Genomic DNA, 23,204 nt, shown 5'->3' with positions numbered 1-23,204 from the left:
CCGGGGGCCGGCGCCGCGGTCGGGATCGAGGACGGATTCATGAACGGGTCCTCATCGGATCAGCGGAGGATCGCGGTGCGGGCCTGGAGGCGGCGCACCAGCAGCGAGGCCGTGAAGCAGACCGCGAAGTAGACGGCAGCTGCGAACAGATACATCTCGACCAGCCGCCCGTCGCGCTGCGCCACCTTGGAGGCGGCCCCGAGGAAGTCGGTCAGCGAGAGGACGTAGACGAGCGAGGTGTCCTGGAAGAGCACGATGGTCTGGGTGAGCAGCAGCGGCACCATGTTGCGGAAGGCCTGCGGCAGCACCACGAGCCGCATGGTCTGCGCGTAGCTCATGCCGAGCGCCTGGGCCGCCGCGCTCTGCCCCTTCGGAATCGACTGGATGCCCGCGCGCACGATCTCGGCGAAATAGGCCGCCTCGAACAGGGTGAAGGTGATCAGCGCGCTGGCGAAGGCGCCGACCGGGATCGGCGTGGGCGAGCCCGTAGCCCAGGCGCCGAGATAGGGCACGAGGAAGTAGAACCAGAAGATCACCAGCACGAGCGGCAGGGCGCGCATCAGTTCGACGTAGAGCTTGGCCGCGTGCGTCAGGCCCGGCACGCCGGAGAGCCGCAGCAGCGCGAGGCCTGTGCCGAGCACGATCCCGCCGCTCGCCGCGAGCGCGGTGAGCGTCACCGTGAACACCATGCCCTCGGCAAAAAGGTAGGGCAGCGAGGCGGTGACGACGGAGAGGTCGAGATTCCCGAACATCTAGCGGCCTCCCGGCACGGCGACGCGCCGCTCCAGCAGGGTCGCGGCCGCGATCACCACGAGGTTGACGGCCACGTACAGGATCGTGGCCGCCGTGAAGGCCTCGAAGACCTGGAACGAGAATTCCTGCATGGCCCGCGCCCGCGCGGTCAGCTCCAGCAGGCCGATGGTGAGCGCGACGGAGGTGTTCTTGAGGTTGTTCAGGAATTCCGAGGTGAGCGGGGGCAGGATGATCCGGTAGGCGTTGGGCAGGAGCACGTGGCGGTAGGTCTGCGCCCGCGTGAGCCCGAGCGCCGTGCCCGCCTGCGCCTGTCCCCGCGGCAGCGCGCGGATGCCCGCCCGCACCTGCTCGGCCACCCGCGCGGCGGTGAAGAAGCCCAGGCACAGCACCGCCGTGTAGAAGGGGGCGTCCGGCAGCTGCTTGACGGCCGCCCCGAGCCCCGCGGGCAGAAGCTCCGGCAGCACGAAGTACCAGAGGAACATCTGCACGAGCAGCGGCACGTTGCGGAACAGCTCGACATAGGCCGCGCCGACCGCGTTGGCGGCGCGCGACGGGACCGTGCGCATCACGCCGACCAGCGAGCCGAGGCAGAAGGCGATGACCCAGGAGCACAGGGCCGTGGCCACGGTCCAGGCGAGCCCGGACAGCAGCATGTCGGCATAGGTGCCGGCGCCCTCCGGGGAGGGCTCCAGGAAGATGCCCCAGTTCCAGTGGTAGTTCACGGCTCCCCCTCGCCCACCCTCACGCGCTCCCCCGGGACCGGCCGGCCTGCCCGCCCGGCCACGCGGCTGCGGCACGCGTTCAGTAGGCGGCCGGGTCGGCGCTGTCGCTGGGGTTGGCGAAGGCCTTGCGCATCGCCTCGCTCATGGGGAGTTTCAGGTTGATGCCCCGCGGCGGGATGGCCTGCGTGAACCACTTCTCGTAGAGCGCCGGCCCCTCGGGACTCTTGTAGAGGGCGGCGGTGGCGGCATCGACCACGGCCTTGAAGGGCGCGTCGTCCTTGCGCAGCATGATGCCGTATGGCTCCGGTCGCGACTGAGCCTCCGAGGAGATCGCGTAGGCCTCGGGCGTCTTGGAGCCGGCCACCAGGGCGGCGAGCAGCACGTCGTCCATCACGAAGGCATCGGCGCGGCCCGTCTCCATCATCAGGAAGCCCTCCGCGTGGTCCTTGGCGGGCAGGATCCGCATGCCGAGGCCGCGGGCCGCGTTGATTTCGTTGATCTGGCGGATGTTGGTCGTGCCCGAGGTCGAGACCACGGTGCGGCCCTTGAGGTCGTCGGTCTTGTCGAGCCCCTTCTCCCGCTTCGCGACGAAGCGCGTCGCGGTGAGGAAGTGGGTGTTGGTGAAGGCCGCCTGCCGCTGGCGGTCGGCGTTGTTGGTGGTCGAGCCGCATTCGAGGTCGATCGTCCCGTTGGCGATCAGCGGGATGCGGGTCGCGGAGGTGACGGGGTTGAGCCGCACCTCCAGCTTGTCGAGCTTGAGATGAGCTTTGACCGCATCCGCCACCTTCAGGCAGATCTCGTAGGCGTAGCCCACCGACCGCTGGTTGCCGTCGAGATAGGAGAAGGGCACCGAGGCGTCGCGGGTGCCGATGGTGAGGGCCCCGGTCTCCTTCACCTTCTTCAGCGTCCCGGTGAGATCCTGCGCGCGAACCGGCGTCGCCGCGGCGGCGGCGAGGGCGACGAGCAGGAGCGCGTCCGTGAGGCGCATCGGCGAACCTTCCTTGAACCGCCCGGCGGGCGGCAGCACGCCATAGTGGGGCGGGCGACCGCGCTTGTCATCCGCGAAAGCCGGCGGTCGAGGCCGCACGGAATGGTTGCGCGCCGGCCGTGCGCCCCGCCCGCACCGGTCATCTCCCGATTTAATCCCGAGATCCGCAGGCAATACTTGAGTTTTCATCGCCGCGTTGCCTCAGGGGGACAAGGCGCCAGCTGCAGAAGGCGGCATCCGATTCGAGGCTATATACCTGATATTGCTGATTTTATGCCGATGCGCCCGATGTGGAAAACCGGCATCGCGCCGGAGCGGCAGGCATCGTCCCGTCCGGAAAATGCCATGACAACCGCGACGCTTCTTGCACTTGTATAAAATATTAGGTGATCTCTAGCCCTCTCGAAGCAAATTTTCCTTGAAAACAGAGGCAACGCCGTGAAGCAGTCGGTTTTGTACGCGTCGTTGCTTGCCGGCGCCTTCGCCCCTCCCCTCGCCGGCCCCGCCCTGGCCCAGGGCGCGCCGGCCGGCGGGCCCCCTCCCGCCGCGACGGAGGTCTCGACCGCCCGGACGCAGGTGGGGACCGCGGCGGCGCGGCGGAAGCAGGACGGGCCCTACTTCGCGGCGGCGCCGGCCCAGCCGCCGAACTTCCTCTACAAGGCGCTCGGCGAGCCCGAGAACTGGCGCATCAGCGGCTCGTTCCGGCCGCGGGTGGAGGGCATCGCCAACCAGTTCCGCCCGGTGCCGACCTTCGCCGCCAACGACATCCTGAACTCGTACCTCACCACCCTGCACGTGGAGTACGGGGTCAAGGGTCCGGTGCGGCTGGGCGTCGAGCTGTTCGACAGCCGCGGCACCTTCCAGCAGCGCAACTCCTCGGCCTTCACCACGGAGATCAACGCCCTCGAACCGGGCCAGGCCTATCTCAACGTCGACACGGGCGATCTCGGCGGCGAGGGCTCGAAGAGCAGCCTGACGGTCGGCCGCTTCACCAAGAACATCGGTTCGCGCCGCCTCGTCTCGCGCCAGCAGTTCCGCAACACCATCAACGCCTATACCGGCCTGACCTTCGACTGGCAGGGCCTGGACAAGGACAAGTTCACCGCCCTGTGGGTGATGCCGCACACGCGGCTCCCCGACGACGTGAACGGCATCCTCGACAACGGCATCGAGTTCGACCGCGAGAGCCTCGACCTGCAGCTCTTCGGCGCCTCCTACACCTTCGCCAACATCTTCGGCGGCACGTTCGAGCTCTACGGCTACGGCCTCTACGAGCAGGATTCGGGCACCGGCCTGCGCTCGGTCCAGACCCGCGACCGGCGCCTGTTCACCCCCGGGATGCGGCTGGCGCGCCAGCCGCAGGTCGGCGCCTTCGATTACGATTTCGAGGCGATCTACCAGACCGGGCTCGCCCGCGAGACGGCGGCGGCCACGGACCTTCGCGACCTCACCGTCTCGGCCTACTTCGTCCACGCCGAAGTCGGCTACACCTTCGCGCACGAATGGAAGCCGCGGCTCTCGCTGCATTACGACCACGCCAGCGGCGACCGGGCCAACGACGGCAAATTCAGCCGCTTCGACACCCTGTTCGGCGCCCGGCGCTTCGAGTACGGCCCGACCGGGCTCTACGGCCCGGTGCAGCGCGCCAACCTGATCTCGCCCTCGATCCGCGCCGAGATCACCCCGAGCAAGGTCTGGGATGCCTTCATCGCCTACCGGCCGCTCTGGCTGGAGAGCGCCACCGACACCTTCGCCGCGACGCTGATCCGCGACCGCACCGGCCGCTCCGGCACCTTCGCCGGCCACCAGATCGAGGGGCGCCTGCGCTACTGGATCATTCCCAACGAGATGATCCTCGACACGGGTCTCGCCTACCTCGCCAAGGGCGACTTCCTGCGCAACGCGCCCAACGCGCCGGACACCGGCGACACCTTCTACGGCTACCTCAACACGACGCTGTTCTTCTGAAACGCGATCGGCCCCGCCGCGTCCGCGCGAATGCTGACGACGCGGGGCTCCTGACACGCTGACAGGCCGCGAACCGTTGACAGCCCGGCACGCGGCGATCTGAACACCGACCCGACGGTCACCGGCCGCCCAGATCGACGATTCGGCCGGATCATCCGACGCATCGGGGAGATTTCCGTGGCGAAGACGGCATCCGACACCAAGGCCAAGCGCTCCGCGAAGGCGGCGGCCGGAGGCAAGGGCGCGGTCAGGAAGGCCAAAGGCGCGGACGGCCCGGGAAAGAAGGCGGCCAAGGCCGAGATGAAGGCCGCGGCCATTGCGGCGGCCGAGAAGGCCGCCCGCCCGAACGCCCGCGGGCCCGCGGCGCGAGCCACCGCGGAGAAGCCGCCCCAGGAGGAGGATCTCGCCGTCGCCACCGTGCGCAAGGTGGCGATGGAAGGGGCAAAGACCCGCTCGGAGCACGACCTGCTCGGGGATGCAGAGGTGCCGGTCGACGCCCTGTGGGGCATCCACACCAAGCGGGCGGTGGCGAACTTTCCGATCACCGGCGTGTCGGTGGGCCATTACCCGGAACTGGTGCGGGCGCTGGCCCTGGTGAAGCAGGCCGCCGCGCGGGCCAACCACCGGCTCGGCTACCTGCCCAAGGGGAAGGCCAAGATCATCGACGAGGCCTGCACCCTCGTCGCGACCGATCCGGTCTACGCCGAAGCCTTCGTCGTCGATGCGATCCAGGGCGGGGCCGGCACCTCGACCAACATGAACGCCAACGAGGTGATCGCCAATGTCGGCCTGCGGCTGATGGGCAAGGCGCCGGGCGACTACGCCGCCCTGCATCCCAACGACGACGTCAACATGGCGCAATCGACCAACGACGCCTACCCGACGGCGCTCCGGCTCGCGGTGATCTTCGCCACGCAGCCGCTGGTGAAGGCGCTCGACGACCTCGCCTACGCCTTCAAGAGCAAGGCGGTGGAATTCGCCGACGTCTTGAAGATGGGCCGCACCCAGCTCCAGGACGCGGTGCCGATGACGCTGGGCCAGGAGTTCGACGGCTTCCACGCCACGATCAAGGAGGACGTGGCGCGGCTGACCGAGATTGTCGGCCTCTTCCGCGAAGTGAATCTCGGCGCCACCGCGATCGGCACCGGCATCAACGCCGACCCGCGCTACGCCGCGCTGGCGGTCGAGGAGCTGTCGCGGCTCGCCGGCCAGCCGATGGTGCTGGCCTCCAACCTGATCGAGGCGACCTCGGATCTCGGCGCCTTCGTGCTGTTCTCCGGCACGCTCAAGCGCGTCGCGGTGAAACTCTCCAAGATCTGCAACGACCTGCGCCTGCTCTCCTCGGGACCGCGCACGGGCTTCGGAGAGATCCGGCTGCCGGCGGTCCAGGCGGGCTCCTCGATCATGCCGGGCAAGGTCAACCCGGTGATCCCGGAGGTGGTCAACCAAGTCGCCTACATGGTGATCGGCCACGACCTGACCGTGACCCTCTGCGCCGAGGGCGGCCAGCTCCAGCTCAACGCCTTCGAGCCGACCATCGGCTACTGCGTGCTGAGTTCGCTGCGCATGCTGAGCGCGGCCATCGACACCCTGACCAAGCGCTGCGTCGAGGGCATCGAGGCCGACCGGGAGCGCTGCCGCAGCCTCGTCCAGGGCTCGATCGGCCTCGTCACCGCGCTGGCGCCGACGCTGGGCTACGAGGCCAGCTCCCGCATCGCCCGCCGCGCGCTCAAGGAGAACCGCTCGGTCGCCGAACTGGTGCTGGAGGAGGGTCTGCTGACCGAGGCCCAGCTCAACGGGCTGCTCGAACTGGAGGCCATGACCCACCCGACCCGCCGGCAGAAGGCCGGCACGGCCGGGTGAGGACGGCCTCGGCTCAGGGAATGACCCTGTCCGCCCGCAGCCGCGCGAACAGGTCGAAGAACGCATCGTCCGAGGGCTGGTAGTCGAGAAAGCCCAGGCGCCGGCTCTTGCTCATGTCGGTGACGACCTCGACCGGACGGCCGAGATCGGCATCGGTGTGCCAGGCCGAGGCGAGGCGGTTCAGGTCGGGCTCGATCAGGCCGTGGCGCGCCGCGATCTCCGCCCAGAGCGGTGCGGCGCCCGCCAGTTGCTGTTCCAGCGGGTTCACCGTGCCGTCGAAGGGGGCGGGTTCGACCCCGAACCATTCGGCCAGCCGCCCCCACATCCATTTCCAGCGGAAGACGTCACCGTTGACGACGTTGAAGGCCTCGTTGTGCGCGGCCGGCGTCAGCGCCGCCCATTCGAGGTGGCGGGCGAGCAACCGCGCGTCGGTCACGTCGGTGAGCCCCTCCCACTGCGCCGCCGAGCCGGGGAAGCGGAAGGGCCGCCCGGTCTCCCGGCAGAGCGTGGCGTAGAGGCCAAGCGTCACGCCCATGTTCATGGCGTTGCCGAGCGCATAGCCGACGATGGTGTGCGGGCGGTGCACGCTCCAGGTGAAGTTTTGGCGCGCAGCCGCCTCGAAGACGGCATCCTCCTGCGCGTAGTAGAAGTTCTCGACCGGCAGGCGCGGCAGGTCTTCGCGAAACGGCGTCGGCGGCAGGCTGCCCTTCCCGTAGGCCTCGAACGGCCCGAGATAGTGCTTGAGCCCCGTCACCAGCGCCACATGGCGCACGCTTGCCCCCGGACGCAGGGCGTCGAGGAGGTTTGCGACCATCGCCGCGTTGACGCGGATGTTCTCGGCCTCCGTCGGCTGGCGCAGCCAGGTGGCGAGGAAGACGTGGCTGGGCCGATGCCCGTCGAGCGCGCGCGCGAGCGCGTCCGGATCGAGCAGGTCGGCGGCGACCGGCGTGACGCCGGCGATCTCGGGCGGGCGCCGGGCGAGCCCCTCCACCGTCCAGCCCTGCCCGACCAGATGCCGGGCGAGGTTGTTGCCGACGATGCCGCCGCCCCCCGCGATCAGTGCCGTTCCCGTCATGTCTCGTCTCCGGTGTCGTCCCTGGCCCCGTCCCGACAGGAGCTAGGCGTCCCGTCCGGACGGCGCTAGACGGCACCGTTTGGGGTCATAGGCACCGAAAGGTCACCACCATGGAGCCCGGAAGTCCGGACGAGGCGGGGCGGGAGGATTGCGCGCCGCGCCGGATCCTGGCGCTGTTCTCGACCAAGTGGACGAGCATGGTGCTGCACACGCTGCACACCCGTCACGATGGCCGCGCCCGCACCGGCGTGCTCCATCGCAGCCTGCCCGGCATCTCCAAGAAGATGCTGACCCAGACCCTGCGCGAGATGGAGGGCAGCGGCCTCGTCACCCGCCACGTCGAGGGCACGGTGCCGCCGGCCGTGGAGTACCGGATCACCCCGCTCGGGCAGCGCTTCGTGGAGCCGGTGGAACTTCTCTACGCCTGGAGCCGAGCCAATCCGGATGCCCTCGACAGCCTCGGCGCCCGCTCGAACACCCGGCGCTGAGCGCAGGCGCGAACCGGGCCGTTCAGACCAGCCCGGTCGCGTAGTAGACCCCGATCACGAAGAAGACGGCCACGGTCTTGATGATCGTGATGGCGAAGATGTCGCCGTAGGACTGGCGGTGGGTGAGCCCGGTGACGGCGAGCAGCGTGATGACGGCGCCATTATGCGGCAGGGTGTCCATGCCGCCGCTGGCCATGGAGGCGACCCGGTGCATCACCTCCAGCGGGATGCCGGCCGCCTGCGCCGCCTCGACGAAGCGGCCGGAGAGCGCTCCGAGCGCGATCGAGAGCCCGCCCGAGGCCGAGCCGGTGACGCCGGCCAGCACGTTGACCGTCACCGCCTCGTTGATCAGCGGGTTGGGGATCGCCGAGAGCGCGTCCGAGATCACCTTGAAGCCGGGGAGCGCGGCGATGACCGCGCCGAAGCCGTACTCGGTGGCGGTGTTCATGCCCGCCAGAAGCGAGCCCGCCACCGCCGCCTTCGAGCCCTCGGAGAAGCGCTCCGCGAGGTTGCGGTAGCCGAGGATCACGGTGGCGAGGATGCCGAGAAGCAGCGCCCCCTGCACCGCCCAGATCGCTGCCACGGTCTTGACCTGTACGGTGACGGGGTGGGCCGCCATCTCCGGGGTGAGCGCGGCGCTCGCCTGCTCGCCGTAAGCGGCGGTGATCCAGGCGAGCAGGAGCTTGTTGCCGATCCCGACGATGAGGAGCGGCAGGATCGCCACCGCGGGATGGATGACGACCCGGTCCTCGACCGCCTGCGGCTCGTTGGTATGACCCTCGCCGTAGCCCTCGTCCCCGGCCCTGCGGCGGCGCCATTCGAGATAGGTCACCCCGACGCAGAACACGAAGAGCGCGCCGATGATCCCGAGCCAGGGGGCGGCGTAGGCGTCGGTCTTGAAGAAGGAGGCCGGGATGATGTTCTGGATCTGCGGCGTGCCCGGCAGGGTGTCCATGGTGAAGGTGAAGGCGCCGAGCGCGATCGTGCCGGGGATCAGGCGCTTGGGGATGTTCGAGCGCCGGAACAGCTCCGCGGCGAAGGGGTAGACGGCGAACACCGCCACGAACAGCGAGACGCCGCCATAGGTGAGGATCGCCCCCACCAGCACGATGGCGACGATCGCCCGCCCCTCGCCTAAGAGCCCGGTGACGGCGCCGACGATGGAGCGGGCAAAGCCCGAGATTTCGATGAGCTTGCCGAACACGGCGCCGAGCAGGAAGACCGGGAAGTAGAGCTTCAGGAAGCCGACGAGCTTCTCCATGAACAGCCCGGAGAAGAGGGTCGGCACGGCCGTGGGGTCGGTCAGCAGCACCGCGCCCATGGCGGCGATGGGGGCGAACAGGATGACCGAGAAGCCGCGATAGGCGATCCCCATCAGGAAGAAGAGCGCCGCGAGGCAGATCAGGAAGCTCAAGGCAGGCGCCCTCCCCGCATCGCTTCTCCCGCGATGCGCGGTGATCCATCTGCCCCAAGCGCCGCCGTGTTCAATGGAGGCGGGGTTACAGGCTGCGGTGCATCACCAGCGCGTCGACCGGCCCGAGGATGGGATGGCGGAACACGCCGGGCAGGCGGCCGACCTCGCGCAGGCCGAGGCTCGTCCACAGGGAGACGGCGCGGGTGTTGGTGGCGATGACGAGGTTGAACTGCATCGCGCAAAAGCCCAGCCCCCGCGCGGTCTCGAAGGAGTGCAGGCCCATGGCCCGGGCGATGCCCCGCCCCCGCGCGGCCGGATGCGTGGCGTAGGTGCCGTTGGCGACGTGGTCGCCGGGCCCGAGTTGGTTGGCACGGATATAGTAGCTGCCCAGCACCGCGCCCGCGCTCTCCGCGACGAAGACACGGTGAGCCGGCGAGAACCAGTAGGCCAGCCCCCGCGCCCGGTCCCAGTCCCGCGGCAGGGCGTAGGTCTCGCCCTCGCGCAGGATCGACTCCAGGATCGCCCAGATCGCGTCGTGATCGGCGGCTTGCGCCGGGCGGAGGGTGAGGTTGGTCATCGCGTCCGCGGATGGGGATTCATGCCGGGCTTCGGCCGGCCCGGCCCTATCACGGATCGGCCGCGCCCCGGATCTCGCCGGAACGGCCCCGCCGTCGATCGGACCGGGATCGGGAAAAAGGCTTAGAGCCCCCCGCGGAGGCCACCGTCGAAAGAGGGATCGCGCCGCAGGGAGAGCGGGTCTCGCTCGCGAAGACGAGCCCGCCGACCCGCGAGATCCCGCCATTGACAGGCAAATACTTTCAAATTCACCCTCGGATCGAGTCGCCTATCCACGGCCAGGCTCGCAATAAGATTCGGAGGGAGCAAACGCGATGACTCGACATTCGATGATCTTTTCCGCCGCGCTCTTCTTGATGATCGGCTTGTCGTCTGCGGCCCTGGCGATGCCGATGGGCGGAAGCTATACGGGCCGGGTCGAGAGCCAGACGCCGCAGGTGCTCGGACCGAACGAAGTCAGGCTTCAGCAGACCGCCTCCGGGATCAACACCGGCCCCGGTACGCCGCTCGACGGCGCCCGGGTGCAGTGGGTGGAGACCGTCACGCTCAAGAACGGCCAGGGGCCGGTGGAGGGAACCATCACCTTCACGACGCCGACCGGCACGACCTCGAGCGTCTACAAGGGCATGGTCGCCACCGATGCGCAGGGGCGCGTCACGGCGACGGGCACCTACCGGGACAGCGCGGCCACGGGCGCGTTCGCGGGCGTGAAGGGCAAGGGGACCTACTCGGTCGCCTACGGCTCGAAGACCGACTTTTCCGGCCAGTGGCAGGGCGAGATCACGCTTCCCGGCCAGACCTCCTCGAAGCGCTGAGGCCGGCCGGACGAAGGATCAGCCGGAGACGGGCTGCGTCGCCGGGCGCTCCGGCGGCGTCTCCTTGCCCGCATCGCCGCCGGGGATCAGGGCGATGCGGCCCCAGCCCGGCAGCTTGAGGGCCGGGCGGCGCCAGTCGAGCCCCGCCACGGCGCCGAGCAGGTTGAGTTCCAGCCCGTCCACCCAGCCGATCGTGAGCCCGACATAGCCCCGCCAGGACAGGCGCAGGCCCGTGCCGCTCGGCGTGAGCTCGGCGAAGCGGCCCGGCGGCGTCCAGTCCTTGCCCAGCGCGGTGGGGGGCAGCGGCACGTCGTTGTCGGGGATGCGCGCGACGACGTGGGCGGCGAAGGTGTTCGAGTTCGGTCCCGGCCAGGCCCGGTACGAGCCGAGGCTTCGATGGGGGTAGTCCGCCACCGCCGCGCGGATCTCGGGGATCGCCCGGGCCGCGGCCGCGCCGTCGAGCCTGAGCACGATCTCCGGCTCGTTGCCGAACCAGCGCCCGTCCGGCGCGTAGGCGTCGGTGCGCACGGGCGGACCCCAGCCGACCACGTCGTAGCGGGTGTAGCGGGCGGCGCCCGCCGCCTTGATCACCACCCAGCTGTGATGGGCGAAGATGCCCCGCCAGCGCCCGACCCGGGCGGCGTAGACCCGCACCAGCGCCTCCGGCACGGCCCCGGCCGGCGGCAGGAGGCCGGCGCTCGACCAATCCGCGCTCGACCAGTTCTCCGCACGATTCCCCTTCGCGTTCCACCACAGGGCGTGGGTCGCGAGCGGAACGAGGAAGAGCAGGACGAGGGCGAGGAGGACGAGGAGGGCGACGCGAAGGGTCGGGAGGAGCAGGTCGGCGAGCATGAAGCCCGTCATGTCAGGCGGCACCCCGGCCGGCACAAGGACCGCGGCGGCGTACGGGCAGCGGGGGAGGACCGGCACCGTGCGGGAGCGCACCAGGCTCGGCCCCTGATGCAGACCTGTCACAGTCCGCTCCCGTCGCGTCCGGACGCCCGCATCAGACTTGCAACATTGTAACATCTCGGTGATGAAACATTGTAACGTGTCATGGCGACACGGCGGGTCGGGGCGGTGGGATGCGGGGCGGACGTTCGGGACGGATGCTGCTGGTGACGGGGGCGGTGCTGACCGTCGCGCCGGCGGTGCGGGCGCAGGAGAGCACCACGCTAGAAGAGATCAGCGTCACCTCCGTCAGCCCGGTCCAGGCGCGGGCCGCCGCCCCGGCGGCCGGCCCCTCCCCCACCGCGCCGTTCGCACGGGCGGCCGAGGTGTTGCCGGTGGCCACCAACACCTTCTCGCCGGTCACCGTGGTGCCGCAGGAGCGGATCGCCCGCGACCAGCCGCGCACGCTCGGCGATGCGCTGTTCGACCAGCCCGGCATCTCGGCCTCGACCTACGCGCCGGGGGCGGCCTCGCGGCCGATCATCCGCGGCCTCGACCAGGCCCGGGTGCGCATCCAGGAGAACGGCATCGTCAACGGCGGCGTCTCGGATCTCGGCGAGGACCACGCGGTGCCGGTCAACCCGCTCAACGCCAGCCGGATCGAGGTGATCCGCGGCCCCGCGACCCTGCGCTACGGCTCGGGCGCGATCGGCGGCGTGGTCTCGGCCGAGAACAACCAAGTGCCGACCTTCATCCCGGCCCGCGGGGTCACGGGGCAGGTCACGACCGGCTACACCACCGTCGACAACGGCCGGCTCGGCGCGGCCAGCGTCGATGCGGGCGCGAACGGCATCGCCGTCCACGCCGACGGCTTCGCGACCGCGACCGATTCCTACGCGATCCCCGGCGGCATCCAGCGCAATTCGGCCACCGAGACCCAAGGGGGCTCGGTCGGCATCTCGGCGGTCGGCGACCGCGGCTTCCTCGGCATCGCCTACAGCCACTTCACCGCGCTCTATCAGATCCCCGGCGGCGAGGCGGAGGAGTCGCGCACCCGCCTCACCCCGAACCAGGACCGGGTGCTCGCCCGCGGCGAGTACCGGCCGCTGGACGGTCCCTTCGAGGTGCTGCGCTTCTGGGCCGGGGCCTCGGTCTACCGCCACGAGGAGATCGGTATCGGGCACGATCACCACGATCACGGGGACGACCACGATCACGATCACGACCATGGCGGCGGGGCCGAGGGCGTGCAGGCGATCTTCAAGAACCGGGAGGTCGAGGCCCGCTTCGAGGCGCAGCACGTGCCGGTCGAGACCGGCTTCGGCACGCTCACCGGCGCGGCCGGCGTGCAGGCGAGCCGGCGCGTGCTCAACACGCAGCTCGAAGCCTTCCTGCCGCCGACCGAGTCGCGGGTGCTGGCCGCCTACCTGTTCGAGGAACTGGCCGTCGGCGGGGGCCTGCGCTTCCAGGCGGCGGGCCGGATCGAGGGCGATCGCCTCAACAGCATCGCGACGCAGTTTCCGGCAAGCTACCTGCCGACGGATGGGGAGCCCTTCAGCTACGCCCGGACCCGCCGCTTCGCGCCCAAAAGCGCGAGCATCGGCGCCTTGCAGGATCTGCCCTACGGCTTCGTGGCGAGCCTGAACGGCTCCTATGTCGAGCGCGCGCCCACGGGCTACGAGCTGTTCTCGCAGGGGCCGCACCACGCCTCCGCGACCTTCGAGATCGGCGACCCGACCCTGCGGCTGGAGCGCGCCCGCACGATGGAGCTCTCCCTGCGCCGGGGCGTCGGGCCGCTGCGCCTCGACGCCACCGGCTATCTCACGCGCTATACCGGCTTCATCTTCCGGCGCGACACCGGCAACCGCTGCGACGACGATTTCGGCTCCTGCGGCAGCGGCGACGAGTTGCGTCAGGTCGTCTACTCGCAGGCCAACACCACCTATTACGGCGCCGAGATCGCGGCGCAGCTCGACCTCCTGCCCGTGGGCGACGGCTGGGCGGGCCTGGAGGCGCAGTACGATTTCGTGCGCGCCCAGTTCGACGACGGCAGCGACGTGCCGCGCATCCCGCCCCACCGGCTCGGCGGCGGCGCCTTCGTGAGGGCCAACGGCTGGTTCGCGCGGATCAACCTGCTCCACGCCTTCGACCACACCGAGATCGCCACCTTCGAGACCCCGACCAAGGGCTGGAACGACCTGCGCGCGGAACTGGCCTACACCCAGGCGCTCGATCCGGCGCTCTACGGCGCCGCCGAGGTGACGCTCGGCCTGCAGGGCCGCAACCTGCTCGACGACGACATCCGCAACTCGGCCTCGTTCAAGAAGGACGAGATCCTGCTGCCGGGCCGCAACGTCCGCCTGTTCCTGACGGCGCGGTTCTGAGGCGCGGCGCGGTCTACTTGCCTGGCGCTTCTTTGCCCGGCGCCTCCTTGCCCCGCGCCGGCTTGGCCGCCGGGCGGGCGGCGGGGGTCACGGCGCCCGCCACCGTCCAGTGGCACACCGCCGTGCCCTTGAGGGCGAGGCAATCGTAGGCCCGGCCGTTGAGGGCGAGGTGGTCGGCCACCTCCGTCACCGCCGCGCGGTCGACGGGGCTGCAGCCGAGGTCGGATTTGGGGTCGCTGACGATGGCGAGCGCGGCGGCGCGGTCCTCGCCGGTGCTGCGCAGGAGGCTGCGCAGGTTGGCCAGCGAGGTGCAGCCGATCACCGGCCCGCCGGCCGCCCGGTCGCCCGCGGATCTGTCGCCCGCCGTCTTGGCCGGGGCCTTCGGATCGCCCGGGCGCGCGGCCGTCCCCTGCGCCGCGGCGGCGGAGGCGCAGAGGGCCAGGGCGGCGAAAGTCCGGAGAAGGGTGAGCGGCAGACGAGGCATCGGCGGGTCTCGGGCGAGGCCCGCTCCCATACCACGCCCGCCCCCCGGCACCGAAGGCCGGACCGGGCCGCCCCCGAGGATCCCGGCCCTACGCGCCCGCCCGCGCCTGCTGCGCCCTCAGCTTGGCGAAGCGCTTAAGGGCGCGCTCGCGGCGCAGCCGGGTCAGCCGCTCGATCCAGAAGATGCCCGCGAGCTGGTCGATCTCGTGTTGCAGGCAGGCGGCGCGCAGGCCCTCGGCCTCCTCCTCCTGCGTCGCCCCGTCGAGGTCTCGGTAGCGCACCCGCACCCGCGCCGGCCGCTCCACGGGCTCGATCACCCCCGGCATCGAGACGCTGCCCTCCGGATGGGCCGCCCGCTCCGGCGAGGCCCAGGCGATCACGGGATCGACATAGGTGGCGGGCGCCTCGTCCGGCTGGAGGCGGATCACCACCAGCCGCTCCGGCCGACCGATATGGGGGGCGGTCAGCCCCATCGCCGAGACGGCCCCGAGGGTGTCGAGCACGTCCGCCGCGAGCGCCCGCAGCGCCGCGCCGTCGGTAGTGACCGGTTCGGCCGCGCGGTGCAGGCGCGGATCGGGATAGAGGACCAGCGGGCGGACGGGCATGGGCAGGCTTTCGCGGGCAGGCTTTCGGAGCAGGGCGACCCGCCGCTTCGATCGACGGCGCGGCAGGCCTCTCGCCCCCCATACCAGACCGCGCGGCGGACCGGCGCCCGCACATCATCGCGCTACGGAAAGGGCCGGATTCGTTTCGCGCAGGAGGCTCTGGAGACGATGCTCAGATCAGGCCCGGCCCCGACCCCGGGGTTGCTCGGCCGCCGTACAGATTCGCTCAATATCGGAACATGCCCGGCGGCGATGCATTGGTCACCGAACCTGAAAGGAGCGAGAATTCATGAAGACCATGACGACCCTGCTCGCCGGAACCGTCGTCGCGGCGACCATGGCGGTCGCCGCCCCGGCCTTCGCGCAGTCCATCACCATCGGGCCGGACGGGCCGGGCATCGACCTGCGCTCCCGGGCCCAGCGCGAGCGTGATCGCGATTACCGCCGCGACAGCCGCATGCGCGACCGGGACGATTATTACCGCGAGCAGCGTTTCCGTGATCGCGACCGCTATGACGGGCGCGGCTCCGGCCGGCGCGGTTACGATTACTGACGACGCGACCGAGCCGCCGGCACGGAGAGCCGGGGTGGGAACGGGCGAAGCGCAATCAGCTGAAAACGGAGCAGGGGGCCGGGAAACCGGCCCCTTTTTTTATGGACGTGACTCACGGAGTCGTGACCCGCCCTCGATCTCCGGCACGCCGCGATAACAACAAAAGTTTAATGCACCCGAGACGCCGAGAGAATTTCGCTCCTGCCCTCAAGCATCGGCGGCGGCGTGCCGCGGAACGGCCAAGGTTCCATCGGGCTTCGATGCTTTTCCCGAAGCGTCGGACCATCGGCGAACGACGAGGAAACCTTCGCGCGGCTTGCACGGTTGGATCAACGAAATTAACTATGCGTTGTCGATCGGTGGCCGACCCTGACAAGGCCTTCGATGTCCCTGGAAGGGACGCGGCACCGGCTCATTCCCTCGCTCGCTTCGACGAACGGGACGGCTTTTTCGGCCGATGCCGGCACGCGTTCCGTACGGGGTGCCGCGGCGCGGCGAAGGAGGAATCCGGATGAACACTGGTACCGTGAAGTGGTTCGACGAGATCAAGGGCTACGGCTTCATCCAGCCCGATTCCGGCGGCAAGGACGTGTTCGTGCACATCTCCGCCGTGCAGCAGGCGGGCCTGCGCGGCCTCGCCGAGGGCCAGAAGGTTACGTTCGACATCGAGAACGATCGCCGCAGCGGCAAGCCGGCGGCCATCAATCTTCAGGCAGGCTAGTCGCCCGCCCCGGACTTCGCCTCCGGGGCGAGCGTCCCACGGATCTTGCGGACTCGGCCCGTCAGCTGGCATCCACCTTTCGGGCCGATGCGTCGCAGCGCCTAACTCGTCCCGGACGTCCCCGCATTGCCGTCCGGGACGGCTCCACCGCCCACTTGAACTCGGGAGTGGCCCGTCACCGCGTGCTTTGTCGCAACAGGCCGAAAAATCCGACAGGAACCGGCTCGGATGAGCACGGTCTCTGTTGCGTGTTGCGACGCACTCGTGCATCGACTGCGCCGGTTTAAAAGGGTTCGCGCCGATTCCAGGCCGCTCGGACTTTGATCGCTCCGACGGCTGGCTCTGTCACCGCTGAGAAAGGTCATATGAGCGCATTCGACTTTCGTAATTTCGAAGACCGCCGTCAGAACTCCCAATCCGCCAAGGCGGCACTGCTCGAAAAGTTCAAGGCCCGTCCGCCGGCCGACGATCCGGAGATGATCGCCAAGGCCCAGGCCCGTGCCGAGGTCGCCCGCGCCCGCGAGGACCGCGCGCGCGAGCGCGAGCGTGCCCGCGTCGAGGCCGCGCGCAAGGCGGCCGAAGAGAAGCGCGTGCGCGAGGAGGCGGAACTCGCCGCCCAGATCGCCCGCGAGGCCGCCGAGGCGTCCGCGCTCGCCGAGCGCAAGGCGGCCGAGGCCGCGGAGAAGAAGGCCCAGCGCGACGCGCGCTACGCCGCCCGCAAGGCCAAGGTGAAGATCCGCCGCTGAGGCCTCTCCGCTCGGCGCCGTATCGGGCGCCGAGCGAGTGGAGATGCTCCGCCAACGATCGTTTCGCCCCGATCATCTCCCGACGAGATCGCGCGCCGGACGCTTCGAGCCCGGCGCGTTTTCTTTGATTTCAACTTGTCCGGCCTGACACCGGCTCGGGGCTGGAAAAGACCTCGGGCCTGCTTGGCACTCCCCGGCTTTGCCGCCAATTTCCGGCAGACGCGCCGCGGCCTCCCTCGTCGAGGCGAGGCGTCGACGAGGGAGGCGGGCCTTGCACATCATCCGATCGATGGCCGGGATCGGTCTTCTCGGCCTGTGCCTCGCGGCCCATCCCGGCGACGCCCGGGCCGAGCCGCCGATCCTCAACCCGCAGGACGCGTTCTGCCGCAGCGAGGCCCGGGCGCAGGTCTTCTCCGCGCCCGATCCGCTCAATCTCGGCCTGCGCGAAATCGGCCGCCGCATCTGGGCGAGCTGCATGGAGCGCGGTCGCGGCAAGGCGAAGACACGGAAGGCCGGCCGTCGCCGCCCTCGCTGAGGCGCGCGGGGCTTCGGCCCGCCCCCTCGCCGTCGGGCCGAGGCATGCCCACATCCCTCGGCTCGGGCTGGAGGCAGGGACATCATGGGACTTCTCGACGGACTGCTCGGACATGGCAGCGACCTCTCCGCGGACGAGGTGGACCGGCAGATCGCCGGCGTCCTGGCCCCGGGCGAGAGCGTGCGCGTCGCCTTCAAGGTGATTCGCGACCTGATGATCTTCACCGACCGGCGGCTGATCCTGGTCGACCGCCAGGGCATGACCGGCCGCAAGGTCGAGTACCTGACCGTGCCCTACCGGGCGATCACCTCCTTCGCGGTGGAGACCGCAGGCAGCTTCGACATGGATTCGGAGCTGAAGATCTGGGTCTCGGGCCGCCCCGATCCGATCCAGCGCACGCTCAAGCGCGGCGCCGACATCCTGGGAATCCAGCAGGCCATCGCCGGCTCGCTGAAATAGGCGGCCCCATCCGGCGCTTCCATCGGGAGACGGAGACCATGACCGAGCCGGCCGTCACGATCCGGCGCCTCGGCCCCGGCGACGTGCGGGCGATGCGCGCGCTCAACGCCCTGTTCGGGCGCGCCTTTGCCGAGCCCGACACCTATGGCGGCGCCCCGCCCGACGACACCTAGCTCGCCGAGGGACTCGCGAAACCGCACGTCGCCGTGCTCGTCGCGCAGGAGCGCGCGAAAGCGGGCGATGGTGCCGTCCTGGGCGGCCTCGTCGCCTACGAGTTCGACAAGTTCGAGCGCGCCCGCCGGGAGATCTACCTCTACGACCTCGCCGTCGCGGCCGAGCACCGCCGCCGCGGCATCGCCACGGCGCTGATCGCACATCTGCGCGACCACGCCGCCCGCCGGGGCGCCTGGGTGATCTTCGTCCAGGGCGACCCCGGCGACGGACCGGCGCTCGCCCTCTACGAGCGGCTCGGCACCCGGGAAGAGGTGCTGCATTTCGACATCGCGGTCGATCCGGCCCTGTCCTCGCCCCCTATCCCGCCCTTGCCATAACGAGAAAATGCCTTTAAGGGCCCGGCCTTCGCGTTCGCTCCGGCCGGGGGCTGAACGGACGGTGCCGCCCCGCGCGGCACAGGGTTCCTCCAAAAAAACCCGTCGTCCCGTGTCTCCGCCTTCGATCAACCGCTCGGGCCATCACAACGGCTCGAAGGGCTTGGCGCCGAGAGAATGCGAGAGAACCGGCCCGATCAGCCCGCCATCCGCGCGGGCCGGGCCTCCTTTGGCAAGGAAAGGCCCAAAAATGCCTCTCTACGAGCACGTCTTCCTGGCGCGCCAGGACGTGACGTCGCAGCAGGTCGAGACCATGGTCGAGACCTACAAGGGCGTCATCGAGGCGGGCGGCGGCACGATCGAGAAGATCGAGTCCTGGGGCGTCAAGTCCCTCGCCTACCGCATCAAGAAGAATCGCAAGGCGCATTTCACGCTCCTCAACATCTCCGCCCCCCCGGCCGCCCTGGCCGAGATGGAGCGCCAGATGCAGATCTCCGAGGACGTGCTGCGCTTCATGACCGTCCGCGTCGAGCAGCTGGAGGCCGAGCCTTCCGCGATGATGCAGAAGCGCGACCGGGACGACCGCAAGGACCGCGACCGCGGTGACCGTCCGCGTCGCCGCGACGACGATTTCGGTGGCGGCGGCTTCGGCGGCGACCGTGACCGTGGCGACCGCGGGGATCGCGGCGACCGTCCTGAGCGCACCTTCGGCGGGGAGAACTGATCATGGCATTCGGTGCTGGTGGTGGCGGCGGTGGCCGTCGTCCGTTCTTCCGTCGTCGCAAGAGCTGCCCCTTCTCGGGCGCGAACGCCCCGAAGATCGACTACAAGGACGTGAAGCTGCTCTCGCGCTACGTCTCCGAGCGCGGCAAGATCGTGCCGTCCCGCATCACGGCGGTCTCGGCCAAGAAGCAGCGCGAGCTCGCCCAGGCGATCAAGCGCTCCCGCTTCCTCGGCCTGCTGCCCTACGTCATCAAGTAGGGCTCTCAGCCGGCCCCCTCGCGGGGCCGGTCATCACCGCGAGGGCGGCCTCCCCTGAAGGGGCCGCCCGATCGTTGGGGCGTCGCACTCGGCCTCTAACCCTGCCCTTCCTCGGCAGCGGGACAGCGGACTTCATGACCAAGGACATTCCTGTCGGCGCCGGCGCCGGCCTCGTCGCGGCGCTCCTGTTCGGCGTGCTGCTCAAGGCCACCACGCTCGCCATCCTGCTCTACCTGCTCGCCCCGCTGCCGATCCTGATCGTCGGCCTGGGCTGGAGCCACCGCGGAGCGTTGGCCGCCGTGGTCTCGGGCGCGCTCGCGCTCGCCCTCTTCGTCTCGCCCTATCTCGGCCTGGCCTTTGCGGCCTATCTCGCCCTGCCCGCCTGGTGGCTCGCCTATCTCGCCGTGCTCGGCCGGACGGGCCCGGACGGGGGGATCGAGTGGTATCCCACGGGGCGCCTGCTGGCCTGGGTCGCCGGCACCGCGGCCCTGGCCTTCGTCGCCATCGCCGTGATCGCCTCGCCCGACTACGACACCTTCCGCTCGCAGCTCTCGGCGATGAGCCGCCGGGTGGTGCAGGTCCAGGTGCAGCGCGGCCGGATTCCGGCGCCGCCTCAGAGCGGCACCGCGGGCGAGGGCACCGCCAACACGACCGACAAGCCGGCCGAGACCGCTCCGCAGGCGGGCGGCGCGGAAAAGTCCGACGATCTCGCGAGCGAGGTCGCCGACGCGCTCGCCACCGTCGCCCCGGCGCTCGCCGCCCAGGGCCTGACGATCCTGTTCACCTTCTACCTCTGGGCCGCCGCCCGCATCGTGCAGATCTCGGGGCGCCTGCTCCGGCCCTGGCCGGACCTTCCCTCGACCATGATGCCGCGCGCCGCCCTGCTGGTGCTGGCCGGCGCCTTCGCGCTCTCGCTGCTGTCGGGCTATGCCGGCGTGCTCGGCATCGCCCTGATGGGCGCCTTCAGCGCGGCCTTCGCCCTCCAGGGGCTCGCCGCCTTCCACGACCGCAGCCGCGGCCGGCCCGGGCGCTTCGCCCTGCTCGCCGGCCTCTACGTGCTGCTCTTCCTCACGCAGGGCGTGGCCATGCTCGCCCTGATCCTGTTCGGCATCGCCGACACCGTCCTCGACCGGCGCCGCCCGCGAGCCAGCGGCAGCGCCTGATCGAATCCCCGCTTCCAAGCCACTCAAGGAGAAGTCAGATGGAAGTCATCCTGCTCGAACGCGTCGCCAAGCTCGGCCAGATGGGCGAAACCGTGAACGTGCGTCCCGGCTACGCCCGCAACTTCCTGCTCGCCCGCGGCAAGGCCCTGCGCGCCACCGAGAACAACAAGAAGCACTTCGAGGCCCAGCGCGCCCAGCTCGAGGCGCGCAACCTCGAGCGCCGCAACGAGGCCCAGACGGTGGCCGAGAAGCTCGACGGCCAGAGCTTCGTGCTGATCCGCCAGTCCGGCGAGACCGGCGTGCTCTACGGCTCGGTCTCGACCCGCGATCTGGCCGAAGTCGTCACCAAGGAGGGCTTCTCGGTCGAGCGCGGCCAGTTCGTGCTCAACCAGCCGATCAAGACGCTCGGCCTGCACACCGTGCCGGTGACCCTGCACCCCGAGGTCGAGGTGAAGGTGACCGTCAACATCGCCCGTTCGCCGGAAGAGGCCGAGCGTCAGGCCCGCGGCGAGTCGGTGACCGAGCGCGAGCAGTTCAACCTCGACGACCTCGGCCTCGAAGTCGGCCAGGCGCTCGCCGATGCCGGCGAGGGCGCCGACGATCGCGGCTGAGTCCGGGTTCCCAAAGGGATCATCCCTTTGGCGGGGTCTCGGGGCAGCGCCCCAAGCTCCCTTCACCAGGGCTCCGCCCTGGACCCGCGAAAGGACCCGTCCTTTCGAAACCCCTGACTTCTGCGGTGGAGAACGGGGATGCGCCGGGCTTCGGCGTTGACTTGTTCCCAATCCGTTCCAGCATGACGCCCGCGATTCCCGCAAGGGAAACGCGGGCGTCTCGCGTTTCGGGGCCCGTGGCGTCGGCGTCGCAGCCGTTCCGAGCCGGGTCGGCTAAGGAAGGCTTCACTATCCCGAGGCAAGGTCCGGCGGGCATGAAACGGGGCAGCCGAGCGGGGCCGCCCGGAACGGAGCGACGGACAAGCGCCATGGCCCTGCCCAACGCCCTCACGGCCAATCTCGAGACGGTGCAGCCCGAGTACCGGGTGCCGCCGCACAACATCGACGCGGAGCAGGCCCTGCTCGGCGCGATCATGGTCAACAACGACGCCTATTACCGCGTCTCGGACTTCCTGCTGCCCGAGCACTTCATGGAGGCGGTGCACCGCCAGATCTTCGAGGTGTCGGTCTCGCTGATCAAGGCGGGCAAGCTCGCCACGCCGATCACGCTGAAGACCTATCTCGGCGACATCGATCTGGGCGGCGTCACGCCGATGCAGTACCTCGCCCGGCTCGCGGCCGAGGCCACCACCGTCATCAACGCGGGCGAGTACGGCCGCACCATCTACGATCTGGCCATCCGCCGCCGCCTCATCACCATCGGCGAGGACATGGTCAACGGCGCCTACGAGGCGCCGGTCGAGTCCCGGCCGCGCGACCAGATCGAGGCGACCGAGCGCCGGCTCTACGAACTGGCCGAATCCGGCAAGTACGACGGCGGCTTCCAGAAGTTCTCCGACGCGCTGACCGCGGCCATCGACATGGCGGCGAAAGCCTACCAGCGCGACGGCAAGCTCTCGGGCATCTCCACGGGGCTGACCGACCTCGACGCCAAGATGGGCGGCCTGCAGCCCTCCGACCTCATCATCCTCGCGGGGCGCCCGGCCATGGGCAAGACCTCGCTCGTGACCAACATCGCCTTCAACATCGCCAAGGCCTATCGCGGCGAGAAGCAGCCCGACGGCACCATGCAGACCGTCAACGGCGGCATCGTCGGCTTCTTCTCCCTCGAAATGTCGGCCGAGCAATTGGCGACCCGTATCATCGCCGAGCAGTCGGGCGTGCCCTCCTACAAGATCCGCCGCGGCGACATCCGCCCGGAAGACTTTTATAAGATCACCGACGCCGCCCGGGACATGCAGACGATCCCGTTCTACATCGACCAGACCGGCGGCATCTCGATCGCCCAGCTCGCCGCCCGCGCCCGGCGCCTCAAGCGCCAGAAGGGCCTCGACCTCCTCATCATCGATTATCTCCAGCTCCTCTCAGGCTCCGGCAAGAAGAGCGACAACCGCGTGCAGGAGATGACCGAGATCACCACCGGCATGAAGGCTTTGGCCAAGGAGCTGGCGGTGCCGATCATCGGCCTGTCGCAGCTCTCGCGTCAGGTCGAGAACCGCGACGACAAGCGGCCCCAGCTCTCGGACCTGCGCGAATCCGGCTCGATCGAGCAGGACGCCGACGTGGTGATGTTCGTGTTCCGCGAGGAGTACTACGTCGGCAACAAGAAGCCGCGCGAGGGCACGGAGGAGTTCTTCGCCTGGGAGGCCGAGATGCAGCGCGTCCACGGCAAGGCCGAGGTCATCCTCGGCAAGCAGCGCCACGGCCCGACCGGCACGGTGGAGCTGCAGTTCGACGCCAACATCACCCGGTTCTCGAACCTGGCGCAGAGCGATCGGATGCCCGAGCAGATGTGATAGGAT

Annotated in this window: 24 protein-coding genes and 1 pseudogene; 16 read left to right on the top strand and 9 right to left on the bottom strand. The window is 69.9% G+C overall.

Features of this window, described 5'->3' with window-relative positions:
• Positions 1–59 precede the first annotated feature (59 nt).
• The 3 genes from ACPCJR_RS07925 to ACPCJR_RS07915 form a co-directional block, all read right to left on the bottom strand.
• Entirely contained in the window at positions 60–752 is a 693-nt protein-coding gene (locus ACPCJR_RS07925) for an amino acid ABC transporter permease (RefSeq protein WP_391511250.1), read from the bottom strand.
• Positions 753–1,475 carry an amino acid ABC transporter permease gene (locus ACPCJR_RS07920; RefSeq protein WP_391511251.1) on the bottom strand — a complete coding sequence of 241 codons (723 nt, stop codon included), beginning with the start codon at positions 1,473–1,475 and terminating at the stop codon, positions 753–755.
• A gap of 79 nt (positions 1,476–1,554) precedes the next feature.
• The gene (locus tag ACPCJR_RS07915; RefSeq protein ID WP_391511252.1) at positions 1,555–2,463 is read right to left on the bottom strand and encodes an amino acid ABC transporter substrate-binding protein; all 909 of its coding nucleotides are present in this window, start codon (positions 2,461–2,463) and stop codon (positions 1,555–1,557) included.
• Positions 2,464–2,901: 438 nt separating this feature from the next.
• Between ACPCJR_RS07915 and ACPCJR_RS07910 the strand changes: the two genes are divergently transcribed.
• Both ACPCJR_RS07910 and ACPCJR_RS07905 read left to right on the top strand, forming a co-directional pair.
• Positions 2,902–4,431, top strand: a complete 1,530-nt coding sequence (locus ACPCJR_RS07910; RefSeq protein ID WP_391511253.1) for an alginate export family protein — start codon at positions 2,902–2,904, stop codon at positions 4,429–4,431.
• A gap of 177 nt (positions 4,432–4,608) precedes the next feature.
• Positions 4,609–6,294 (top strand): aspartate ammonia-lyase, encoded by a 1,686-nt coding sequence (locus tag ACPCJR_RS07905; RefSeq protein WP_391511254.1) that lies wholly within the window; start codon positions 4,609–4,611, stop codon positions 6,292–6,294.
• 13 nt (positions 6,295–6,307) lie between these two features.
• Here ACPCJR_RS07905 and ACPCJR_RS07900 read toward each other — a convergent pair whose 3' ends face one another.
• A complete protein-coding gene (locus ACPCJR_RS07900; protein WP_391511255.1) occupies positions 6,308–7,369 on the bottom strand; it encodes an SDR family oxidoreductase in 1,062 nt (353 codons plus the stop codon).
• A gap of 110 nt (positions 7,370–7,479) precedes the next feature.
• On the opposite strand from ACPCJR_RS07900, the gene ACPCJR_RS07895 reads away from it, so the two are divergent.
• The gene (locus ACPCJR_RS07895) at positions 7,480–7,857 is read left to right on the top strand and encodes a winged helix-turn-helix transcriptional regulator (RefSeq protein ID WP_391511256.1); all 378 of its coding nucleotides are present in this window, start codon (positions 7,480–7,482) and stop codon (positions 7,855–7,857) included.
• Positions 7,858–7,879: 22 nt separating this feature from the next.
• Here the strand turns inward: ACPCJR_RS07895 and ACPCJR_RS07890 are convergent, their stop codons facing one another.
• A complete protein-coding gene (locus ACPCJR_RS07890; RefSeq protein ID WP_391511257.1) occupies positions 7,880–9,271 on the bottom strand; it encodes a GntP family permease in 1,392 nt (463 codons plus the stop codon).
• An 85-nt stretch (positions 9,272–9,356) separates the two neighbouring features.
• Complete coding sequence (locus ACPCJR_RS07885; RefSeq protein ID WP_391511258.1) at positions 9,357–9,848, bottom strand: GNAT family N-acetyltransferase; 492 nt, start codon at positions 9,846–9,848, stop codon at positions 9,357–9,359.
• 313 nt (positions 9,849–10,161) lie between these two features.
• Here ACPCJR_RS07885 and ACPCJR_RS07880 point away from each other — a divergent pair, with 313 nt between their 5' ends.
• Positions 10,162–10,662: a hypothetical protein gene (locus ACPCJR_RS07880; RefSeq protein WP_391511259.1), complete on the top strand. Its 501-nt coding sequence runs from the start codon at positions 10,162–10,164 to the stop codon at positions 10,660–10,662.
• Between the two features lie 18 nt (positions 10,663–10,680).
• Here the strand turns inward: ACPCJR_RS07880 and ACPCJR_RS07875 are convergent, their stop codons facing one another.
• Positions 10,681–11,514 (bottom strand): DUF3750 domain-containing protein, encoded by an 834-nt coding sequence (locus ACPCJR_RS07875; RefSeq protein ID WP_391511645.1) that lies wholly within the window; start codon positions 11,512–11,514, stop codon positions 10,681–10,683.
• A gap of 257 nt (positions 11,515–11,771) precedes the next feature.
• Here ACPCJR_RS07875 and ACPCJR_RS07870 point away from each other — a divergent pair, with 257 nt between their 5' ends.
• Positions 11,772–13,937 carry a TonB-dependent receptor gene (locus ACPCJR_RS07870; protein ID WP_391511260.1) on the top strand — a complete coding sequence of 722 codons (2,166 nt, stop codon included), beginning with the start codon at positions 11,772–11,774 and terminating at the stop codon, positions 13,935–13,937.
• A gap of 13 nt (positions 13,938–13,950) precedes the next feature.
• On the opposite strand, the gene ACPCJR_RS07865 is transcribed toward ACPCJR_RS07870, so the two are convergent.
• Positions 13,951–14,421 carry a hypothetical protein gene (locus ACPCJR_RS07865; protein ID WP_391511261.1) on the bottom strand — a complete coding sequence of 157 codons (471 nt, stop codon included), beginning with the start codon at positions 14,419–14,421 and terminating at the stop codon, positions 13,951–13,953.
• 88 nt (positions 14,422–14,509) lie between these two features.
• Positions 14,510–15,025 (bottom strand): peptide deformylase, encoded by a 516-nt coding sequence (locus ACPCJR_RS07860; protein WP_391511262.1) that lies wholly within the window; start codon positions 15,023–15,025, stop codon positions 14,510–14,512.
• Between the two features lie 289 nt (positions 15,026–15,314).
• Between ACPCJR_RS07860 and ACPCJR_RS07855 the strand changes: the two genes are divergently transcribed.
• The 11 genes and pseudogenes from ACPCJR_RS07855 (at position 15,315) to ACPCJR_RS07805 (ending at position 23,198) form a co-directional block, all read left to right on the top strand.
• The gene (locus ACPCJR_RS07855) at positions 15,315–15,578 is read left to right on the top strand and encodes a hypothetical protein (RefSeq protein WP_110352308.1); all 264 of its coding nucleotides are present in this window, start codon (positions 15,315–15,317) and stop codon (positions 15,576–15,578) included.
• 511 nt (positions 15,579–16,089) lie between these two features.
• Positions 16,090–16,299 (top strand): cold-shock protein, encoded by a 210-nt coding sequence (locus tag ACPCJR_RS07850; RefSeq protein WP_183570101.1) that lies wholly within the window; start codon positions 16,090–16,092, stop codon positions 16,297–16,299.
• 365 nt (positions 16,300–16,664) lie between these two features.
• Positions 16,665–17,045 (top strand): DUF6481 family protein, encoded by a 381-nt coding sequence (locus ACPCJR_RS07845; protein ID WP_391511263.1) that lies wholly within the window; start codon positions 16,665–16,667, stop codon positions 17,043–17,045.
• A 271-nt stretch (positions 17,046–17,316) separates the two neighbouring features.
• A complete protein-coding gene (locus ACPCJR_RS07840; RefSeq protein WP_391511264.1) occupies positions 17,317–17,580 on the top strand; it encodes a hypothetical protein in 264 nt (87 codons plus the stop codon).
• An 84-nt stretch (positions 17,581–17,664) separates the two neighbouring features.
• Positions 17,665–18,039, top strand: a complete 375-nt coding sequence (locus tag ACPCJR_RS07835) for a PH domain-containing protein (RefSeq protein WP_391511265.1) — start codon at positions 17,665–17,667, stop codon at positions 18,037–18,039.
• Positions 18,040–18,077: 38 nt separating this feature from the next.
• Positions 18,078–18,590 (top strand): annotated as a pseudogene (locus ACPCJR_RS07830) (AAC(3)-I family aminoglycoside N-acetyltransferase).
• A gap of 247 nt (positions 18,591–18,837) precedes the next feature.
• Entirely contained in the window at positions 18,838–19,311 is a 474-nt protein-coding gene (rpsF, locus tag ACPCJR_RS07825) for a 30S ribosomal protein S6 (protein ID WP_110352302.1), read from the top strand.
• Positions 19,312–19,313: 2 nt separating this feature from the next.
• Positions 19,314–19,568 (top strand): 30S ribosomal protein S18, encoded by a 255-nt coding sequence (gene rpsR / locus ACPCJR_RS07820; protein WP_110352301.1) that lies wholly within the window; start codon positions 19,314–19,316, stop codon positions 19,566–19,568.
• A gap of 134 nt (positions 19,569–19,702) precedes the next feature.
• Positions 19,703–20,731 carry a DUF2232 domain-containing protein gene (locus ACPCJR_RS07815; RefSeq protein WP_391511266.1) on the top strand — a complete coding sequence of 343 codons (1,029 nt, stop codon included), beginning with the start codon at positions 19,703–19,705 and terminating at the stop codon, positions 20,729–20,731.
• 38 nt (positions 20,732–20,769) lie between these two features.
• Positions 20,770–21,342 carry a 50S ribosomal protein L9 gene (rplI, locus tag ACPCJR_RS07810; RefSeq protein WP_004446280.1) on the top strand — a complete coding sequence of 191 codons (573 nt, stop codon included), beginning with the start codon at positions 20,770–20,772 and terminating at the stop codon, positions 21,340–21,342.
• A 368-nt stretch (positions 21,343–21,710) separates the two neighbouring features.
• Entirely contained in the window at positions 21,711–23,198 is a 1,488-nt protein-coding gene (locus tag ACPCJR_RS07805; protein ID WP_391511267.1) for a replicative DNA helicase, read from the top strand.
• Positions 23,199–23,204 lie beyond the last annotated feature (6 nt).

The organism is Methylobacterium sp. NPDC097929 (assembly GCF_049543375.1).
In the GTDB taxonomy this organism is placed as follows: Bacteria; Pseudomonadota; Alphaproteobacteria; order Rhizobiales; family Beijerinckiaceae; genus Methylobacterium.
Note: the sequence above shows the minus strand (reverse complement) of the source record. Positions and strands in the feature narration are given on the sequence as shown.

What these genes read in the sequence shown, in the direction of transcription:
- ACPCJR_RS07850 (WP_183570101.1), top strand. Translation starts at nt 16,090, where the DNA reads ATGAACACTGGTACCGTGAAGTGGTTCGACGAGATCAAGGGCTACGGC.
- ACPCJR_RS07835 (WP_391511265.1), top strand. Translation starts at nt 17,665, where the DNA reads ATGGGACTTCTCGACGGACTGCTCGGACATGGCAGCGACCTCTCCGCG.
- ACPCJR_RS07845 (WP_391511263.1), top strand. Translation starts at nt 16,665, where the DNA reads ATGAGCGCATTCGACTTTCGTAATTTCGAAGACCGCCGTCAGAACTCC.
- rplI (WP_004446280.1), top strand. Translation starts at nt 20,770, where the DNA reads ATGGAAGTCATCCTGCTCGAACGCGTCGCCAAGCTCGGCCAGATGGGC.
- ACPCJR_RS07880 (WP_391511259.1), top strand. Translation starts at nt 10,162, where the DNA reads ATGACTCGACATTCGATGATCTTTTCCGCCGCGCTCTTCTTGATGATC.
- ACPCJR_RS07860 (WP_391511262.1), bottom strand. Translation starts at nt 15,025, where the DNA reads ATGCCCGTCCGCCCGCTGGTCCTCTATCCCGATCCGCGCCTGCACCGC.
- rpsR (WP_110352301.1), top strand. Translation starts at nt 19,314, where the DNA reads ATGGCATTCGGTGCTGGTGGTGGCGGCGGTGGCCGTCGTCCGTTCTTC.
- ACPCJR_RS07875 (WP_391511645.1), bottom strand. Translation starts at nt 11,514, where the DNA reads ATGCTCGCCGACCTGCTCCTCCCGACCCTTCGCGTCGCCCTCCTCGTC.
- ACPCJR_RS07900 (WP_391511255.1), bottom strand. Translation starts at nt 7,369, where the DNA reads ATGACGGGAACGGCACTGATCGCGGGGGGCGGCGGCATCGTCGGCAAC.
- rpsF (WP_110352302.1), top strand. Translation starts at nt 18,838, where the DNA reads ATGCCTCTCTACGAGCACGTCTTCCTGGCGCGCCAGGACGTGACGTCG.
- ACPCJR_RS07805 (WP_391511267.1), top strand. Translation starts at nt 21,711, where the DNA reads ATGGCCCTGCCCAACGCCCTCACGGCCAATCTCGAGACGGTGCAGCCC.
- ACPCJR_RS07915 (WP_391511252.1), bottom strand. Translation starts at nt 2,463, where the DNA reads ATGCGCCTCACGGACGCGCTCCTGCTCGTCGCCCTCGCCGCCGCCGCG.
- ACPCJR_RS07865 (WP_391511261.1), bottom strand. Translation starts at nt 14,421, where the DNA reads ATGCCTCGTCTGCCGCTCACCCTTCTCCGGACTTTCGCCGCCCTGGCC.
- ACPCJR_RS07815 (WP_391511266.1), top strand. Translation starts at nt 19,703, where the DNA reads ATGACCAAGGACATTCCTGTCGGCGCCGGCGCCGGCCTCGTCGCGGCG.
- ACPCJR_RS07885 (WP_391511258.1), bottom strand. Translation starts at nt 9,848, where the DNA reads ATGACCAACCTCACCCTCCGCCCGGCGCAAGCCGCCGATCACGACGCG.
- ACPCJR_RS07925 (WP_391511250.1), bottom strand. Translation starts at nt 752, where the DNA reads ATGTTCGGGAATCTCGACCTCTCCGTCGTCACCGCCTCGCTGCCCTAC.
- ACPCJR_RS07855 (WP_110352308.1), top strand. Translation starts at nt 15,315, where the DNA reads ATGAAGACCATGACGACCCTGCTCGCCGGAACCGTCGTCGCGGCGACC.
- ACPCJR_RS07895 (WP_391511256.1), top strand. Translation starts at nt 7,480, where the DNA reads ATGGAGCCCGGAAGTCCGGACGAGGCGGGGCGGGAGGATTGCGCGCCG.
- ACPCJR_RS07870 (WP_391511260.1), top strand. Translation starts at nt 11,772, where the DNA reads ATGCTGCTGGTGACGGGGGCGGTGCTGACCGTCGCGCCGGCGGTGCGG.